Source organism: Streptomyces sp. NPDC031365 (genome assembly GCF_055569765.1).
On sequence record NZ_JBVIIM010000004.1, the window covers coordinates 218,140 to 234,434 of the forward strand.

Sequence of the window (16,295 nt, forward strand, 5' to 3'; positions counted from 1 at the left end):
CACTTACCTGTGGACGATTAGATTGGTGCACATGACACAGGCCTCCGCGCGCCCCAGGGCCGCTCGACGGCAGCACGACCGGGAGATCGTCATGCTGGCCGTCCCGGCCTTCGGTGCCCTTGTCGCCGAGCCGCTCTTCGTCATGGCCGACAGCGCCATCGTCGGCCATCTGGGCACGGCACAGCTCGCCGGTCTCGGCGTCGCCTCGGCGCTCCTGATGACCGCCGTCAGCATCTTCGTCTTCCTGGCCTACGCCACCACGGCAGCCGTCGCCCGCCGCGTCGGAGCCGGTGATCTGCCCTCAGCCATCCGCCAGGGTATGGACGGCATCTGGCTGGCACTGCTTCTCGGCGCCGCCGTCGTGGCGGTTGTCCTACCCACAGCGCCCTCCATCGTGGACCTCTTCGGCGCCTCCGACACAGCGACCCCTTACGCGACCACGTATCTGCGGATCTCCACACTCGGCATACCGGCCATGCTCGTCGTACTCGCAGCGACCGGCGTTCTGCGCGGTCTTCAGGACACCAAAACACCTCTGTACGTCGCCATCGGCGGCTTCGTCGTCAACGGTGTCCTCAATGTCGTGCTGGTCTACGGTGCCGGCCTCGGTATAGCCGGCTCCGCCTGGGGCACCGTCATCGCCCAGTGCGGCATGGCCGCGGTCTACCTGGCCGTAGTCCTCCGCGGAGCACGCAGGCACGGGGCCTCACTGCGCCCGGACGCCGCCGGGATCAGGGCCTCGGCCCAGGCAGGTGTTCCCCTGCTGGTGCGTACCCTCTCCCTCCGGGCCATCCTGATGATCGCGACAGCCGTCGCCGCCCGCCTGGGTGACTCCGACATCGCGGCCCACCAGATCATCCTCTCCCTGTGGAGTCTGCTCGCATTCGCGCTGGACGCCATCGCCATCGCCGGGCAGGCCATCATCGGTCGCTATCTGGGGGCAGGTGACGCCGAGGGGGCCCGCCAGGCATGCCGCCGCATGGTCGAGTGGGGAATCGCGGTCGGTATGGTCCTCGGCGTGCTGGTGATACTCGCTCGGCCGGTGTTCCTGCCCCTGTTCACCAGTGACGCCACCGTCAAGGACGCGGCACTGCCCGCCCTGGCCCTCGTAGCACTGTCCCAGCCGATCTGCGGCATCGTCTTCGTCCTGGACGGGGTGCTGATGGGCGCGGGCGACGGACCGTATCTGGCCTGGGCGATGCTGCTGACCCTCGCGGTGTTCACTCCGGTCGCCCTGCTGGTCCCCTCGCTCGGGGGCGGGCTCACCGCACTGTGGGCAACGATGACCCTCATGATGACCGTGCGCATGCTGACCTTGTGGTTCCGTACCCGCTCGGGCCGCTGGATCGTCACGGGCGCGGCACGCTGACCGTTTCACGTGAAACAAAGCCCATGGGGCCACACCCCGAAGGATGTGGCCCCATGCGCTCAGTGTCCCAGCGAGCGCGGCAATCAGCCGGCGACGACCTCGAGGCTGACCTTGGCGGCAACCTCGGGGTGCAGACGCACGGACGTCTCGTGGGCGCCCAGCGTCTTGATCGGCGCGCCCAGCTCGATGCGGCGCTTGTCGACCTCGGGACCGCCGGCAGCCTTGATCGCGGAAGCGATGTCGGCCGGGGTGACGGAACCGAAGAGGCGACCGGCGTCGCCGGAGCGAACGGCCAGGCGGACCTTGACGCCCTCGAGCTGGGCCTTCACCTGGTTGGCCTGCTCGATGGTCTGGATCTCGTGGATCTTGCGAGCACGGCGGATCTGCTCGACGTCCTTCTCGCCGCCCTTGGTCCAGCGGATCGCGAGCTTCCGCGGCACCAGGTAGTTGCGAGCGTAACCGTCCTTGACGTCGACGACATCGCCCGCGGCACCGAGGCCGGAAACCTCGTGGGTGAGGATGATCTTCATGAGTCGGTCACCCTTCCCTTATCGCGCGGTGGAGGTGTAGGGCAGCAGCGCCATCTCACGGCTGTTCTTGACGGCCGTGGCGACGTCACGCTGGTGCTGCGTGCAGTTGCCGGTCACGCGGCGGGCACGAATCTTGCCGCGGTCGGAAATGAACTTCCGCAGCATGTTCGTGTCCTTGTAGTCCACGTACGTGACCTTGTCCTTGCAGAATGCGCAGACCTTCTTCTTAGGCTTGCGCACAGGCGGCTTCGCCATGATGTTTCTCCTGTGTGATCAAGAAGTGTGGGTACAGCCCACCTAGAAGGGGGGCTCGTCCGAGTAGCCACCGCCGCTGCCGCCGCCGCTGCTGCTGCCGGAGCCGCCGCCCCAGCCGCCGCCACCACCCTGCTGGCCACCGGCGGGAGCGCCGGTCGCCCACGGGTCGTCGGCGGGAGCGCCACCGCCCTGCTGGCCGCCGCCGGAGCCGCCGCCCCAGCCACCGCCACCCTGGCCGCCGCCACCGCCGCCCTGGCCACCGCCGTAGCCGCCCTGGCCACCGCGGCCGGTGGTCTTGGTGACCTTGGCCGTGGCGTTGCGCAGGCTGGCGCCGACTTCCTCGACGTCCAGCTCGTAGACCGTGCGCTTGACGCCCTCACGGTCCTCGTAGGACCGCTGCTTCAGCCGGCCCTGCACAATGACGCGCATGCCTCGCTGAAGCGACTCTGCGACGTTCTCCGCCGCCTGACGCCAGACCGAGCAGGTCAGGAACAGGCTCTCGCCGTCCTTCCACTCGTTCGTCTGACGGTCGAAGGTGCGGGGCGTCGACGCGACACGGAACTTCGCGACGGCCGCACCGGACGGGGTGAAGCGCAGCTCGGGGTCATCGACAAGATTGCCGACGACCGTGATGACGGTCTCGCCTGCCATGGGGGAACCTCTCGGCGGGTTTGCTGCTGGCTGCTTGTGCTGCTACTCGGATCCCGGAAACCAGCTGGGCGGAAGGGCTCAGTGGGTCTCGGGACGGAGGACCTTGGTCCGGAGGACCGACTCGTTCAGGTTCATCTGGCGGTCGAGCTCCTTGACGACCGCAGGCTCGGCCTGCAGGTCGATGACCGAGTAGATGCCCTCGGGCTTCTTCTTGATCTCGTACGAGAGACGACGACGGCCCCAGGTGTCGACCTTCTCGACCTTTCCGCCGCCGTCACGGACGACAGAAAGGAAGTTCTCGATCAGCGGGGAGACAGCACGCTCCTCGAGATCGGGGTCGAGGATGACCATCACCTCGTAGTGACGCATGTGGAACCCACCTCCTTTGGACTCAGCGGCCACGGTCGTTCCGTGGCAGGAGGGTCGTGATGCGTTGCGCAACGATGCCTGTCAGTAGAACAGCCGCCACTGACAATCGAGGCCGAGGCGGCTCCCGGACCGGCGAGGGCGGGCCGTGGCCCTGCCCTGCTCCTGTCCGACTCTGTCCGGACAGACACCGGTGCAGACGCTACAGAGTACCCGCACAGCGGCTTCCGGTTGAAATCCGGCCGTGGGGACCGTCAATCTGTACACATCGGGTGTGTACGGCGCTACGATCCGCCGCCTTTCGCAGGAGGTGCCCCATGGCACAGGCATTGCGACCCAACAACGCCGGAGGCCTTTTCGCCACGGACGGCAAGTCCCATCCGCTCCAGGACGCCCTGCTCGCGGTGACCCTGGTGCTGGGCATCACGTCCTTCATCACGGCGATGTTCCACCATCTGCACCTGCTCAGCTCCTGGACCGGTCTGGTGGGGATCCTCACCGGCGCGTACGGCCAGTGGGTCTCGGTGACGACGCGCGAGCGCTTCGGCCTGGTCCTGGGCCTCGGCGCCTCGGCGGTCGGGTTCTTCCTGGGCATGGCACACGGCGGCCTCTTCGGCGGACTCGTCGACTGACGCCGGGCACCAACCCTCCTGAACATCGTCGAACGTCCCGGCCTGCGACGGGCCGGGGCGAAGGTCCCGTGCGCCCAACCAGGGCGCCCCCGAGGCGCAGTAGGCTTCGCGCGAGAGCCGGAGCCCCTGAACCCATGGGGACACACCAGCCCGAGGAGCGCCCCGAATGAGCCTGACCCTGAGGACCATCAGCCGAGAGCAGCATCTGGCCTACATCCAGAGCCTGCCGTCGGCGAGTCACATGCAGGTCCCGGCCTGGGCTGATGTCAAGGCGGAATGGCGCTCGGAGAACCTCGGCTGGTTCGACGACCGGACCGGCGAGCTGGTCGGCGCGGGTCTTGTCCTCTACCGGCAGCTGCCCAAGATCAAGCGCTATCTCGCCTATCTGCCCGAGGGCCCGGTCATCAACTGGTTCGCGCCGAATCTTCAGGAGTGGATCGAGCCCATGCTCGCGCACCTGAAGCAACAGGGTGCCTTCTCCGTGAAGATGGGCCCGCCGGTGATCATCCGGCGCTGGGAGGCATCGACCATCAAGAGAGGCATCCAGGACCAGGACGTGAAGCGTCTGCGGGACCTGGAGGCCGACTTCATCGAGCCCCGCGCCTTCGAGGTCGCCGACAAACTGCGCCGCATGGGCTGGCAGCAGGGCGAGGACGGCGGCGCCGGCTTCGGTGACGTCCAGCCCCGCTACGTCTACCAGGTGCCGCTGGCCAACCGCTCCCTGGAAGAGGTCCACAAGAACTTCAACCAGCTGTGGCGCCGCAACATCAAGAAGGCCGAGAAGGCCGACGTCGAGGTCGTCCAGGGCGGCTACGACGACCTGCCCGAGTGGCAGCGGCTGTACGAGATCACGGCGGTCCGCGACCACTTCCGGCCCCGCCCGCTGTCGTACTTCCAGCGCATGTGGACGGCCCTCAACACCGAGGACCCCAACCGCATGCGGCTGTACTTCGCCCGGCACAACGGCGTGAACCTGTCCGCCGCCACGATGCTGATCGTCGGCGGGCACGTCTGGTACTCCTACGGTGCCTCCGACAACATCGGCCGTGAGGTCCGGCCCTCGAACGCGATGCAGTGGCGGATGCTGCGCGACGCCTACGCGCTCGGCGCCACCGTCTACGACCTGCGCGGCATCTCCGACTCGCTCGACGAAACCGATCACCTCTTCGGGCTGATCCAGTTCAAGGTGGGTACAGGTGGCCAGGCGGCCGAGTACCTCGGCGAGTGGGACTTCCCGCTGAACAAGCTGCTCCACAAGGCGCTCGACATCTATATGTCGCGCCGCTGACCGGCTCTTCGTCACGGACTTCGTCTGCGTAGCCCCGACGGCTTCGTTGGCTCCCATACCTTTGATACACCGCAGCCACGAGAAAGGTTCCAGGTCCGGCCATGGCGCTCACGCTCTACGTCGACACCGCGCGCTGGCGGGCGCATCACAAGCACGTGCAGGAGCAGTTCCCGGGGTTGGTCCCGGTCTGCAAGGGCAACGGCTACGGCTTCGGCCACGAGCGCCTGGCCGAGGAGGCCACCCGGCTGGGTTCGGACGTCCTCGCCGTCGGCACGACCTACGAGGCCGCCCGGATCAAGGACTGGTTCGGCGGGGACCTGCTGGTGCTGACGCCGTACCGGCGCGGTGAGGAGCCGGTGCCGCTGCCCGACCGGGTCATCCGCTCGGTGTCGTCGGTCGACGGCGTGTACGGCCTGGTCGGTGCCCGTGTGGTCATCGAGGTGATGTCCTCGATGAAGCGGCACGGCATCAGCGAGCAAGACCTGCCCCAGCTGCATTCCGCGATAGAGAACGTCCGGCTGGAGGGCTTCGCCATCCATCTGCCGCTGGACCGCACGGACGGCTCGGACGCCGTCGAGGAGGTCATCGGCTGGATGGACCGCCTGCGGGCATCCCGCCTCCCGCTGCACACGATGTTCGTGAGCCACCTCAAGGCCGACGAACTCGCCAGGTTGCAGCAGCAGTTCCCGCAGACCCGCTTCCGCGCCCGGATCGGCACCCGGCTGTGGCTGGGCGATCACGAGGCGACCGAGTACCGGGGCGCGGTCCTGGACGTCGCACGCGTCGCCAAGGGTGACCGGTTCGGCTACCGGCAGCAGAAAGCCGCCTCCGACGGCTACCTGGTGGTCGTGGCGGGCGGTACGTCGCACGGAGTGGGCCTGGAAGCCCCCAAGGCCCTGCACGGGGTCATGCCGCGCGCCAAGGGCGTCGCCCGGGCCGGCCTCGCCACGGTCAACCGGAACCTCTCGCCGTTCGTCTGGGGCGGCAAGCAGCGCTGGTTCGCCGAGCCGCCGCACATGCAGGTGTCGATCCTGTTCGTACCCTCGGACGCACCGGAGCCGAAGGTCGGCGAGGAGTTGGTGGCCCACCTCCGGCACACCACCACGCAGTTCGACCGGCTCGTCGACCGCTGACAGCGAGAAGGCCGGGCACAGAGATCCGTGCCCGGCCTTTTCCGTGCCCTGGGAGGGCGGCACCTGGCGAGCGGTTCGCTCAGAGCGAACCGTCGGTGGCTCCCGTCCGGCCCCATTCGACCCCGGGTCCTTCGAGATGGGCCGCGTGCCGTGCCGGACGGTTGGCGGGGCCGAGCACGAAGACGTCTGCGGCTCCGTCGAGGACGCCGCCTGAAGGGTCGTCGTCACCGGACCGGCGCACCGGATCCCGCTCGGGCATCAGGATGTCGCGCACGACCATGACACACAGGTACAGCGTCCCCAGCAGGTGCATGCCGATGACCCAGTGGTAGCCGTCGGTGGGCAGACCCTTGTGGGCGTCTCCGCTGGTCGTGTAGGCGAGGTACATCCAGATACCCACGAAGTACGCCACCTCACACGCCTGCCAGACGAGGAAGTCCCGCCACTTCGGCCGGGCGAGGGCTGCCAGCGGCACCAGCCACAGGACGTACTGCGGCGAGTAGACCTTGTTGGTGAGAATGAACGCCGCGACGATCAGGAAGGCCAGCTGGGCGAACCGCGGTCGGCGGGGTGCCATGAGCGCGAGGGCCGCGACGGCCCCGCAGCACAGCAGCATCAGCAGCGTGGCCAGCGTGTTGACCGTGTCGGTGCTCATCGGGTCATCCGAGTTCTGCGCCATGATCAGCCAGAAGGAACCGAAGTCGACGCCCCGTTCCTGACTGAACGTGTAGAACTTCGACCAGCCGTCGAAAGCGAACAGCATCACGGGCCCGTTCACCACCAGCCAGGCAACCGCCGCGCCGGCGAGGGCCGTGCCGTACTGCCGCCATGTGCCCGCGCGCCAGCACAGCACCAGCAGCGGCCCGAGCAGCAGCACGGGATAGAGCTTGGCGGCCGTGGCAAGCCCCAGGAGGACACCGAAGGCGAGGGAACGCCCTCGCGACCACATCAGCATCGCGGCGGACGTCAGGGCGACCGCCAGCAGGTCCCAGTTGATGGTGGCGGTCAACGCGAAGGCCGGTGCCAGCGCGACCAGCAGACCGTCCCAGGGGCGCCGGGCGTGCGTACGGGTCACACAGACGGCGATGACGGCCGCGCATGCCAGGAGCATCCCGGCATTGACCATCCAGTACCACTGCTCCTGGTCCTGGATGCTGCCGCTGCCGGGGGTGAGCCAGGCGGCGACCTCCATGAAGACGCCGGTCAGCACCGGGTACTCGAGGTACTGCATGTCCCCGGGGAGCTTGTCGAAGTACGGCACCAGCCCGTCGGCGAAGCCGCGTCCCTGGTAGAGGTGCGGAATGTCCGAGTAACAGGCATGCGTGTACTGGGAGCTGGCGCCGAAGAACCAGGCGCCGTTGTAACAGGGCGCCTTCTGCACGAGGCCGACGGCGAACATGCCGATCGCCACGAGCGCGATCACCCGCACCGGAGTCCACCAGGACCTCCCGGGCAGGGCACGCCGCCCGAGCGGACCGCCGATCAGCTCACTGCCGGCTGCGGCGACCCGGTCCTCCTCGGTCGGCCGCACCGGCTCCGGCTCGTGGACGCTCGTTTGCGTCGATTCTCCACTGGGCATGCCGCACATCCTGCCGTACGTACCCGGGGATATGCCGAGGGCCGCCGTACCCGGGGGTACGGCGGCCCATGTTTCACGTGAAACGCCTAAGTCAGGCGATAGGCCGACTAACCGGCCGGACCTCCGAAGAGACCGCCTCCGTTGCCGTTGCCTCTGCTGTCCCCGGGCTCACCGGTGTCTGTCGGGTCGGGCGAGGAGGTCACGCCTCCATCCGTGCCGCCACTGTCCGTGCCGCCCGGGCCGGTGCCCCCCGTCTCCTCTTCGTCGTCCTTGCAGCGGAAGTCGAACGGACCGCATGTTTCGGTCTGCGTGGGCTGCGGCGGAGCGCTGGTCTCGGGCTGCGTGGGCGACGGAGGTGCCGAAGGAGTCGCCTCCTCGGTCTGCGTGGCGGTCGGCGTCGGCGACGGTGCACCGATCCCGTCCGCGATCTCGCCGATCTTCTCGGCCTCGGGGAAGCCGGGATCCGACTCACCCTTCAGCGCGGCCTTCATGAACTCGGTCCACACCTCCGTGGGGATGTCACCACCATGGATCGAGTCCTTGCCCGCCGTGCCGTTCATGGAGAGCAGCTTGTGGCTCTTGGGATCCTCGCGGAACATCGTGACCGCGGTCGAGAGCTGTTTCGTGTAGCCGACGAACCAGGCGGACTTGTTCTCGTCGGTCGTACCCGTCTTACCGGCGGCCGTACGTCCCAGCTCGAGCGCGTGCTTGGCGGTGCCGTTCTCGATCACGTTCTCGAGCAAGTCGGTGACGTTGTTCGCCACGTTCTCGGGCATGGCCTGCTTGATCCGCGGCTTCTCGAAGCCGGGCAGCTCCGATCCCTTGTGCTTGACGGAGGTCACCGAGTACGGATCGGCCTGCTTGCCGGATGCCGCGAAGGTCGCGTAGGAGTCGGCCATGCGGATCGCGCTGGGGGTCGAGGTACCGAGCGCGAACGAGGCGTTCAGCCCGGCGAAGCTGTCCTTGAGGATGCCGGACCTCTCGGCGACGTCCGCCACGTTCTTCATCCCCACGTCCATGCCCAGCTGCACGAACGGGGTGTTGACGGACTGTTCCATCGCCTTGCGCAGGGTGATGTACCCCCACGGGTGGTCGCTCTCGTTCTCCTGGAAGAAGGGCGTGTTGTCCTTCTTGAGGACGAACGAGCCGTCGTTGTTCCTGATCTTCAGACGGTCGTCGCCGTTGTATTTGCTCAGCGGCGAGACACCCTCACCGTCGGTCTCGTAGGTACCGTGCTGCATCGCGGCCGCCATCACGAACGGCTTCCACGTCGAACCGACGGGGATACCCGAGGTGTCCGCGTTGTTGTTGAAGTGGCCGTTCTCGAAGCCGGCACCACCGTAGAGCGCGACGATCGCACCGTCGTTGGGTTTCACGGTCGCCGCACCGAACTGGACGTGCTTGTCCAGTTCGCGCTTCGGATCGATGTTCTTCTTCTCGACCTTCTTGACGGCCTTGGCGAGCGCGTCGACCTTGTCCTTCTCGAAGGTCGTGTAGATCTGGTAGCCGCCCTGGTCGAACTGCGCCTCCGTGATGTCGGAGTTCTTCAGGACGTACCGCTTGGCCGTGTCGACGAGATAGCTGATCTGGCCGGTCATGCCCTTGGTCGCCTTGCGGCCCTGAGGCACGGGGTACTTCTTGGTCGCCTTCTGGTACTCGGCGTCCGTGAGGTGTCCGTCGGTGTGCATCTGCTCGAGGATCCAGCCCCAGCGCTCTTCGGAACGCTCGCGGTTGGCCTTGGGGGTGGCTGAGGCGTCGAGATTCTGGTTACCCGCGGGGTCGAAGTACGTCGGGCCCTTGAGCAGGGCAGCGAGGAAGGCGCACTCGCTCGGCGTGAGCTTGACGGCGTCCTTGCCGTAGTACGTCTGGGCGGCCGCCTGGATGCCATAGGCGCCACGGCCGTAGTACGAGGTGTTCAGGTAGCCCTGGAGGATCTCGTCCTTGGTGAGCTTCGTGCCCACCTTGATCGAGATGAACATCTCCTTGAACTTCCGGGAGACCGTCTGTTCCTGGCTCAGGTAGGTGTTCTTCACGAACTGCTGGGTGATCGTCGAGCCACCCTGCGTGTCACCGCCCCGCGCCATGTTGCCCAGCGCGCGGGCGATACCCATGGGGTCGATGCCCGAGTCGTCGTAGAAGCTCTTGTTCTCGGCCGAGATCACCGCCCGCTGCATGGCCTCGGGGATGCGGTCGATCGTGACGTTCTGCCGGTTCTGGCCGCTACCCGTGGCGACCATCTGCTTCCCGTCGGCCCAGTAGTAGACGTTGTTCTCGGACCGCGCCGCGGCGTTCTCCTCGCTGGGCACGCTCACCATGGCGTACCCGATGCCCGCTACGGCGACCAGGCTGCCGAAGAAGGCGAGGAACAGGCCCGACACGAGTTTCCATGACGGCGTCCAGCGGCGCCAGCCATCCCTGTCGTAGCGCGGATAGTCGATAATCCGCTTCTTGCCGGGAGGGGCCGCACGTCCTCTGCCGCGCCCGGGCGCGGCGGAGCCGGCCCGGCGGGCCCCGCCTCGCTGCGTGGCGCGTCGCGCCTCCGCGCGGCTGCCGTATGCCTGGTCCTCACCCCCCGAGCCACGGGAACCCGACCCATAGGAATCGGACGGAGATCCGGTGGCGCCTCGCGGTGCCGCGCGGCGGCCGGAGGACGAGCCGGACTGGCCGCGTCGGGCCGCGGCACGTCCGCCTCCCTGCGGCTGCGGCGGTTTGCGACGGTGCTCGCTCATCGAACGACTACTCCTCGGGCAGGCGCACCCTTGCGCGCCTGGAAACGGCGGCTGGTTTCCGGTCCCCCCGAAGTACGGATGCGGCGCTTTCCGCATTCACCCGTACCGCACCGGGGACCAAGACGCCCCCCTGCGTCACTCGGTTCCCGGTGGACTGCATGGCGCACAGACTACGCACCGTCAAAACCCGCCGAGCACAGAAGTTCACCTCAAATCAGGCAACTTGCTCGCAATGATTCGGTGATGTGATCCCGTTCACCCTCCCCGCCCTTGTCGCATCCGGAAGGCCGTTCTATCGTCATGATGTATCGAGTCGATACATCAGCTCGACATAAGGACGGCGACGAGCCGTACACGAGGCCGTCACGGGATGACCGCGGCAGAGGGGAGGCGACATGAGCCGGCGTTCCGGAATCCTCGAGTTCGCCGTACTCGGCCTGCTCCGCGAATCTCCGATGCACGGCTATGAACTGCGCAAACGACTCAACACGTCACTGGGTGTGTTCCGTGCGTTCAGCTACGGGACGCTCTACCCCTGCCTCAAGACGCTGGTCGCCAACGGCTGGTTGATCGAGGAACCGGGGCACACCACCGAGGACGCCCTCGCCGCTCCACTCGCGGGGCGCCGCGCCAAGATCGTCTACCGGTTGACGGCGGAGGGTAAGGAGCACTTCGAGCAACTGCTCTCCCAGACGGGACCGGACGCGTACGAGGACGAGACCTTCGCCGCGCGGTTCGCCTTCTTCGGGCAGACATCGCGCGACGTACGGATGCGCGTACTCGAGGGCCGCCGCAGCCGGCTGGAGGAGCGCCTCGAGAAGATGCGCGCCTCCCTGTCGCGGACCCGGGAGCGCCTCGACGACTACACACTTGAGCTCCAGCGCCACGGGATGGAATCCGTGGAGCGCGAAGTGCGCTGGCTGAACGAGCTCATCGAGAGCGAGCGGGCAGGCCGGGACCTGAAGGGTTCCGCCGCCGGGAGACCCGCTCAGCAGGACACCACATCTGGAGCGCCGGGCGGTCTGCCCCGGCCGGGGGACGAACCCCGGCCGGATCCGCCCGACGACACCGCCACGTGAGACCCGCTCAGGGCCTCACTCGTACACACAGGGAGCAACCGGAATGGGTTCGGTTCGCGTAGCCATCGTCGGCGTGGGCAACTGCGCCGCGTCGCTGGTGCAGGGAGTCGAGTACTACAAGGACGCCGACGCGGCAGCCAAGGTGCCGGGCCTGATGCACGTCCAGTTCGGCGAGTACCACGTCAGCGACGTCGAGTTCGTCGCCGCCTTCGACGTGGACGCCAAGAAGGTCGGTCTCGACCTCGCGGACGCCATCGGCGCCTCCGAGAACAACACCATCAAGATCTGCGACGTCCCCCGCACCGGTGTGACGGTCCAGCGCGGCCACACCCTCGATGGTCTCGGCAAGTACTACCGCGAGACCATCGAGGAGTCCGCCGAGGAGCCGGCCGACGTCGTCCAGATCCTCAAGGACAAGCAGGTCGACGTCCTCGTCTGCTACCTGCCGGTCGGCTCCGAGGACGCGGCGAAGTTCTACGCCCAGTGCGCCATCGACGCCAAGGTCGCCTTCGTCAACGCCCTCCCGGTCTTCATCGCCGGCACCAAGGAGTGGGCGGACAAGTTCACCGAGGCGGGCGTCCCGATCGTCGGGGACGACATCAAGTCCCAGGTCGGTGCCACCATCACGCACCGCGTCATGGCGAAGCTGTTCGAGGACCGGGGCGTCATCCTGGACCGCACGATGCAGCTGAACGTCGGCGGCAACATGGACTTCAAGAACATGCTCGAGCGTGACCGTCTCGAGTCAAAGAAGATCTCCAAGACGCAGGCCGTCACCTCGCAGATCCCCGACCGGGACATGGGCGAGAAGAACGTCCACATCGGCCCGTCCGACTACGTGGCCTGGCTGGACGACCGCAAGTGGGCCTACGTCCGCCTCGAGGGCCGCGCCTTCGGTGATGTCCCGCTGAACCTGGAGTACAAGCTCGAGGTCTGGGACTCCCCGAACTCGGCCGGTGTCATCATCGACGCCCTGCGCGCCGCGAAGATCGCCAAGGACCGGGGCATCGGCGGCCCGATCCTCTCGGCGTCCTCGTACTTCATGAAGTCCCCGCCGGTGCAGTACTTCGACGACGAGGCCCGCGAGAACGTCGAGAAGTTCATCAAGGGCGAGTCCGAGCGCTAGGACCTCCCCGCTGTGGGCAGTTGAGGGTCTCCGGGTCGTACGTCCCGGAGACCCTCTTCGTATGTGAGGCTGTGCCCCATGGCCGTCGTCCGTGACCTGCGCGTCCTGCTGCGATTCCAGGGATTCAGGCGCCTGCTCACCGTCCGGCTGCTCTCCCAGGGGGCCGACGGCGTCTTCCAGGTCGCACTCGCCTCCTACGTGGTCTTCTCGCCGGAGCGGCAGACATCGGCTGCCGCGATCGCCGCCGCGATGGCGGTCCTGCTCCTCCCGTACTCCGTGGTGGGTCCCTTCGCCGGTGTTCTGCTGGACCGCTGGCGCCGCCGCCAGGTCTTTCTGTACGGCAATCTGCTGCGCGCCCTGATGGCCACGGCGACAGCACTTCTCATCCTCGGCCGGGTACCCGACTGGATGCTCTTCGTCTCCGCTCTCTGCGTCACCGGCGTCAACCGCTTCGTGCTCGCGGGGCTGTCCGCCGCGCTGCCGCGTGTGGTGGATACCGAGCGGCTGGTCATCGCCAACTCCCTGTCGCCGACCGCCGGAACGCTCGCCGCGACCGCTGGCGGCGGCCTGGCCTTCGTCGTCCGTCTGGTCGTCGCCGACTCCGACACGGCCGTGGTGCTCGTCGGCGCCGTGCTGTACCTGTGCGCGGCCCTGGCATCGCTGCGCATGGCGAAGGAACTGCTCGGACCCGACCGGGCCTTGGTACAACCCCGGCTCACCACGGCGCTCAGCGGCAGCGCCCGCGACCTCAGGGCGGGAGTACGCCACCTCGCGGCACCCCCGCGCAGAGAGGCGGCCTGGGCGCTTGCGGCAATGTCATTGATGCGGTTCTGCTACGGCGCCATGCTCGTCCTGCTGTTGATGCTGTGCCGGTACGCCCTGACCTCGACCACGGACGAGGGACTCGCCCTGCTGGGCCTCGCGTTGGGAGCTTCGGGCGCCGGCTTCTTCGTGGCGGCCGTCATGACGCCCTGGGCCGCCGGACGGCTCGGACCGGGCCGTTGGATCATGGTGTGCGCCGCGTCGGCAACGGTGCTGGTTCCCGCGCTGGGCCTGCCGTTCGCCACCGGTCCGCTTCTCGCGGGGGCCTTCGTCCTGGGGGTGACCACTCAAGGCGCCAAGATCGCCACGGACACCATCGTCCAGTCCGCCGTCGAGGACGGTTTCCGCGGCCGGGTCTTCTCCCTGTACGACGTCCTGTTCAACGTGGCCTTCGTCGGTGCCGCGGCTGTGGCCGCCCTGATGCTGCCACCGGACGGCCGATCGGTCCCGCTGGTGGTAACGGTCGCCGTTATCTACGGGACAGTAGCTGGGGCTATGGCCCGATTTGAGCGCCAGTAAGTGTCACATCAATGCCACATTGCCGTATCCGGCTACGGAGTTGTCAGTGCGGGCCGGTAGTTTACGTGCGTCTTATCAGCGCACCGTTAGCGCCACGCACCTATGTTCCAGGGGGACTCCCACATGACTACTCCGCCGCCCCAGGGCAACCCGTTCGCACAAGGCCAGCAGCAGCCCTACGGCCAACCTCAGGGCCAGGCGCCCCAGGGCGGCTTCCCGCAGCAGGCCGGCCAGCCGGGCTTCCCCCCGCCGGGCGCCCCGGTTCCGCCGCCTGCTCCCGCCAGGCGCTTCAACAAGAAGATGGTGCGCATCGTCGGCTTCATCGTGATCGCGGTACTCGTCGTGGTGGGCAAGTGGTTCTTCGGCCAGACCGATGCGGAAACCGCGTCGGTGGGCAGCTGTATGCACAACGAGGGCACGCAGATCAGCCCGGAGCTCAAGACGGTCGACTGCTCTTCGAGCGACGCCCAGTACAAGGTCGTCGAGAAGTTCGACGACACCAGCGACGACAGCAAGTGCGAGGCCGTCAAGGAGGCAACGATCTCCTACTACCAGACGGGCGACAGCAGCCACAACGTGGTTCTCTGCCTCAAGGAAGTGAAGTAGCGCCTGGCACGGGCCCGAAGGGAACGGTGTTTCACGTGAAACATCACCCTCGGCATGCCAGTGGGGTCATGTTTCACGTGAAACATGACCCCGTTTCACGCTCTCAGCCCTGCCGCGTGGCCCACCACTCCTTGAGTGCCGCCACCGCCGCATCGTGCTTCATCGGACCATTCTCCAGCCGGAGCTCCAGCATGTGCCCGTAGGCCTGGCCGACGGCCGGACCCGGCTTGACGCCGAGGATCTCCATGATCTGGTTGCCGTCGAGGTCCGGGCGGATGGCGTCCAGCTCCTCCTGCTCCTGCAACTGAGCGATCCGCTCCTCCAGGCCGTCGTACGCACGGGAGAGCGCGGCGGCCTTGCGCCGGTTGCGCGTGGTGCAGTCCGAGCGGGTCAGCTTGTGCAGCCGGCCGAGGAGAGGACCGGCGTCGCGGACGTAACGACGGACGGCGGAGTCCGTCCACTCTCCCGTTCCGTAGCCGTGGAAGCGCAGATGCAGCTCGACGAGACGCGAGACGTCCCTCACCAACTCGTTGGAGTACTTCAAAGCCGTCAGGCGCTTCTTCGTCATCTTCGCGCCCACCACTTCGTGGTGATGGAACGAGACACGGCCGTCGTCCTCGAACCTGCGCGTCCGGGGCTTGCCGATGTCGTGCAGCAGTGCCGCCAGCCGAAGGGTCAGGTCGGGGCCCTCTTCCTCCAGGGCCATCGCCTGCTCCAGGACGATCAGCGTGTGCTCGTAGACGTCCTTGTGCCGGTGGTGCTCGTCCCTCTCCAGGTGCAGGGCCGGCAGCTCGGGCAGCACGTACTCGGCGATCCCGGTGTCCACGAGCAGCGACAAACCCTTGCGGGGACGCGAGGACACGATCAACTTGTTCAGTTCGTCCCGCACACGCTCAGCGGAGACGATCTCGATCCGCCCCGCCATCCCCTTCATCGCCGCGACGACCTCGGGTGCCACCTCGAAGTCGAGCTGGGCGGCGAAGCGGGCGGCCCGCATCATCCGCAGCGGGTCGTCCGAGAAGGACTCCTCGGGGGTGCCCGGGGTGCGCAGCACACGCGCCGCAAGGTCACCACGACCGCCATGCGGGTCGATGAACCGCTTCTCCGGGAGCGCGACGGCCATCGCGTTCACGGTGAAATCGCGGCGGACGAGATCCTCCTCGATGGAGTCGCCGTACGACACCTCCGGCTTGCGTGAGGTGCGGTCGTACGCCTCCGACCGGTAGGTGGTCACCTCGATCTGGAAGCTCCGGTCGACACCTTCGACGCGGGCATCCTTCTGTACCCCCACCGTGCCGAAGGCGATCCCCACCTCCCAGACGGCGTCCGCCCAGGGACGCACGATCTTCAGTACGTCCTGTGGACGGGCGTCCGTAGTGAAGTCCAGGTCGTTCCCGAGGCGGCCGAGCAGTGCGTCACGCACCGAGCCGCCGACCAGGGCAAGTGAGAACCCCTCCTCCTGGAAGCGGCGGGCGAGGTCGTCGGCGACAGGGGCAACCCGCAGCAGTTCACTCACGGCGCGGTCCTGCACCTGGCTCAGGGCACGGGTTTCTTCGTTGGCGTTCGGCACAACAGAAGAGGGTACGTGGCCCGAACGACCGGAAGCTCCCC

The 16,295-nt window shown here is 67.5% G+C and carries 15 protein-coding genes; 8 read left to right on the forward strand and 7 right to left on the reverse strand.

Annotation, left to right across the window (positions count from 1 at the left end; all coding sequences use genetic code 11):
* Nucleotides 1-31 precede the first annotated feature (31 nt).
* Nucleotides 32-1,369, forward strand: coding sequence for an MATE family efflux transporter (locus ACZ5C2_RS08930; protein ID WP_468788147.1), 1,338 nt, complete (start codon nt 32-34; stop codon nt 1,367-1,369).
* Between the two features lie 83 nt (nt 1,370-1,452).
* Here ACZ5C2_RS08930 and rplI read toward each other — a convergent pair whose 3' ends face one another.
* The 4 genes from rplI to rpsF form a co-directional block, all read right to left on the reverse strand.
* On the reverse strand, nt 1,453-1,899 hold the full coding sequence (rplI, locus tag ACZ5C2_RS08935) for a 50S ribosomal protein L9 (RefSeq protein WP_468788149.1): 447 nt from the start codon (nt 1,897-1,899) through the stop codon (nt 1,453-1,455).
* Between the two features lie 18 nt (nt 1,900-1,917).
* Nucleotides 1,918-2,154: a 30S ribosomal protein S18 gene (gene rpsR, locus ACZ5C2_RS08940; protein ID WP_003949403.1), complete on the reverse strand. Its 237-nt coding sequence runs from the start codon at nt 2,152-2,154 to the stop codon at nt 1,918-1,920.
* A gap of 42 nt (nt 2,155-2,196) precedes the next feature.
* On the reverse strand, nt 2,197-2,805 hold the full coding sequence (locus ACZ5C2_RS08945; RefSeq protein WP_468788151.1) for a single-stranded DNA-binding protein: 609 nt from the start codon (nt 2,803-2,805) through the stop codon (nt 2,197-2,199).
* Nucleotides 2,806-2,883: 78 nt separating this feature from the next.
* Nucleotides 2,884-3,174 carry a 30S ribosomal protein S6 gene (rpsF, locus tag ACZ5C2_RS08950; protein ID WP_004985983.1) on the reverse strand — a complete coding sequence of 97 codons (291 nt, stop codon included), beginning with the start codon at nt 3,172-3,174 and terminating at the stop codon, nt 2,884-2,886.
* A 314-nt stretch (nt 3,175-3,488) separates the two neighbouring features.
* On the opposite strand from rpsF, the gene ACZ5C2_RS08955 reads away from it, so the two are divergent.
* From ACZ5C2_RS08955 to ACZ5C2_RS08965, 3 genes are all read left to right on the forward strand, one after another.
* Nucleotides 3,489-3,803 (forward strand): hypothetical protein, encoded by a 315-nt coding sequence (locus ACZ5C2_RS08955; protein ID WP_468788153.1) that lies wholly within the window; start codon nt 3,489-3,491, stop codon nt 3,801-3,803.
* 166 nt (nt 3,804-3,969) lie between these two features.
* On the forward strand, nt 3,970-5,091 hold the full coding sequence (gene femX / locus ACZ5C2_RS08960; protein ID WP_468788155.1) for a peptidoglycan bridge formation glycyltransferase FemX: 1,122 nt from the start codon (nt 3,970-3,972) through the stop codon (nt 5,089-5,091).
* 101 nt (nt 5,092-5,192) lie between these two features.
* Nucleotides 5,193-6,224 carry an alanine racemase gene (locus ACZ5C2_RS08965; RefSeq protein ID WP_468788157.1) on the forward strand — a complete coding sequence of 344 codons (1,032 nt, stop codon included), beginning with the start codon at nt 5,193-5,195 and terminating at the stop codon, nt 6,222-6,224.
* A 79-nt stretch (nt 6,225-6,303) separates the two neighbouring features.
* Here the strand turns inward: ACZ5C2_RS08965 and ACZ5C2_RS08970 are convergent, their stop codons facing one another.
* Both ACZ5C2_RS08970 and ACZ5C2_RS08975 read right to left on the reverse strand, forming a co-directional pair.
* Nucleotides 6,304-7,812, reverse strand: coding sequence for a glycosyltransferase family 87 protein (locus ACZ5C2_RS08970; protein ID WP_468788159.1), 1,509 nt, complete (start codon nt 7,810-7,812; stop codon nt 6,304-6,306).
* Between the two features lie 98 nt (nt 7,813-7,910).
* Nucleotides 7,911-10,532 carry a transglycosylase domain-containing protein gene (locus ACZ5C2_RS08975; RefSeq protein WP_468788161.1) on the reverse strand — a complete coding sequence of 874 codons (2,622 nt, stop codon included), beginning with the start codon at nt 10,530-10,532 and terminating at the stop codon, nt 7,911-7,913.
* 395 nt (nt 10,533-10,927) lie between these two features.
* Between ACZ5C2_RS08975 and ACZ5C2_RS08980 the strand changes: the two genes are divergently transcribed.
* The 4 genes from ACZ5C2_RS08980 (at nt 10,928) to ACZ5C2_RS08995 (ending at nt 14,684) form a co-directional block, all read left to right on the forward strand.
* Nucleotides 10,928-11,611 carry a PadR family transcriptional regulator gene (locus ACZ5C2_RS08980; protein ID WP_468788163.1) on the forward strand — a complete coding sequence of 228 codons (684 nt, stop codon included), beginning with the start codon at nt 10,928-10,930 and terminating at the stop codon, nt 11,609-11,611.
* Nucleotides 11,612-11,654: 43 nt separating this feature from the next.
* On the forward strand, nt 11,655-12,737 hold the full coding sequence (locus ACZ5C2_RS08985; RefSeq protein ID WP_468788165.1) for an inositol-3-phosphate synthase: 1,083 nt from the start codon (nt 11,655-11,657) through the stop codon (nt 12,735-12,737).
* Nucleotides 12,738-12,815: 78 nt separating this feature from the next.
* Nucleotides 12,816-14,078 (forward strand): MFS transporter, encoded by a 1,263-nt coding sequence (locus tag ACZ5C2_RS08990; protein WP_468788167.1) that lies wholly within the window; start codon nt 12,816-12,818, stop codon nt 14,076-14,078.
* Between the two features lie 123 nt (nt 14,079-14,201).
* Complete coding sequence (locus ACZ5C2_RS08995) at nt 14,202-14,684, forward strand: LppU/SCO3897 family protein (protein WP_468788169.1); 483 nt, start codon at nt 14,202-14,204, stop codon at nt 14,682-14,684.
* A 103-nt stretch (nt 14,685-14,787) separates the two neighbouring features.
* Here ACZ5C2_RS08995 and ACZ5C2_RS09000 read toward each other — a convergent pair whose 3' ends face one another.
* Nucleotides 14,788-16,254, reverse strand: coding sequence for a CCA tRNA nucleotidyltransferase (locus tag ACZ5C2_RS09000; protein WP_468788171.1), 1,467 nt, complete (start codon nt 16,252-16,254; stop codon nt 14,788-14,790).
* Between the last annotated feature and the right edge of the window lie 41 nt (nt 16,255-16,295).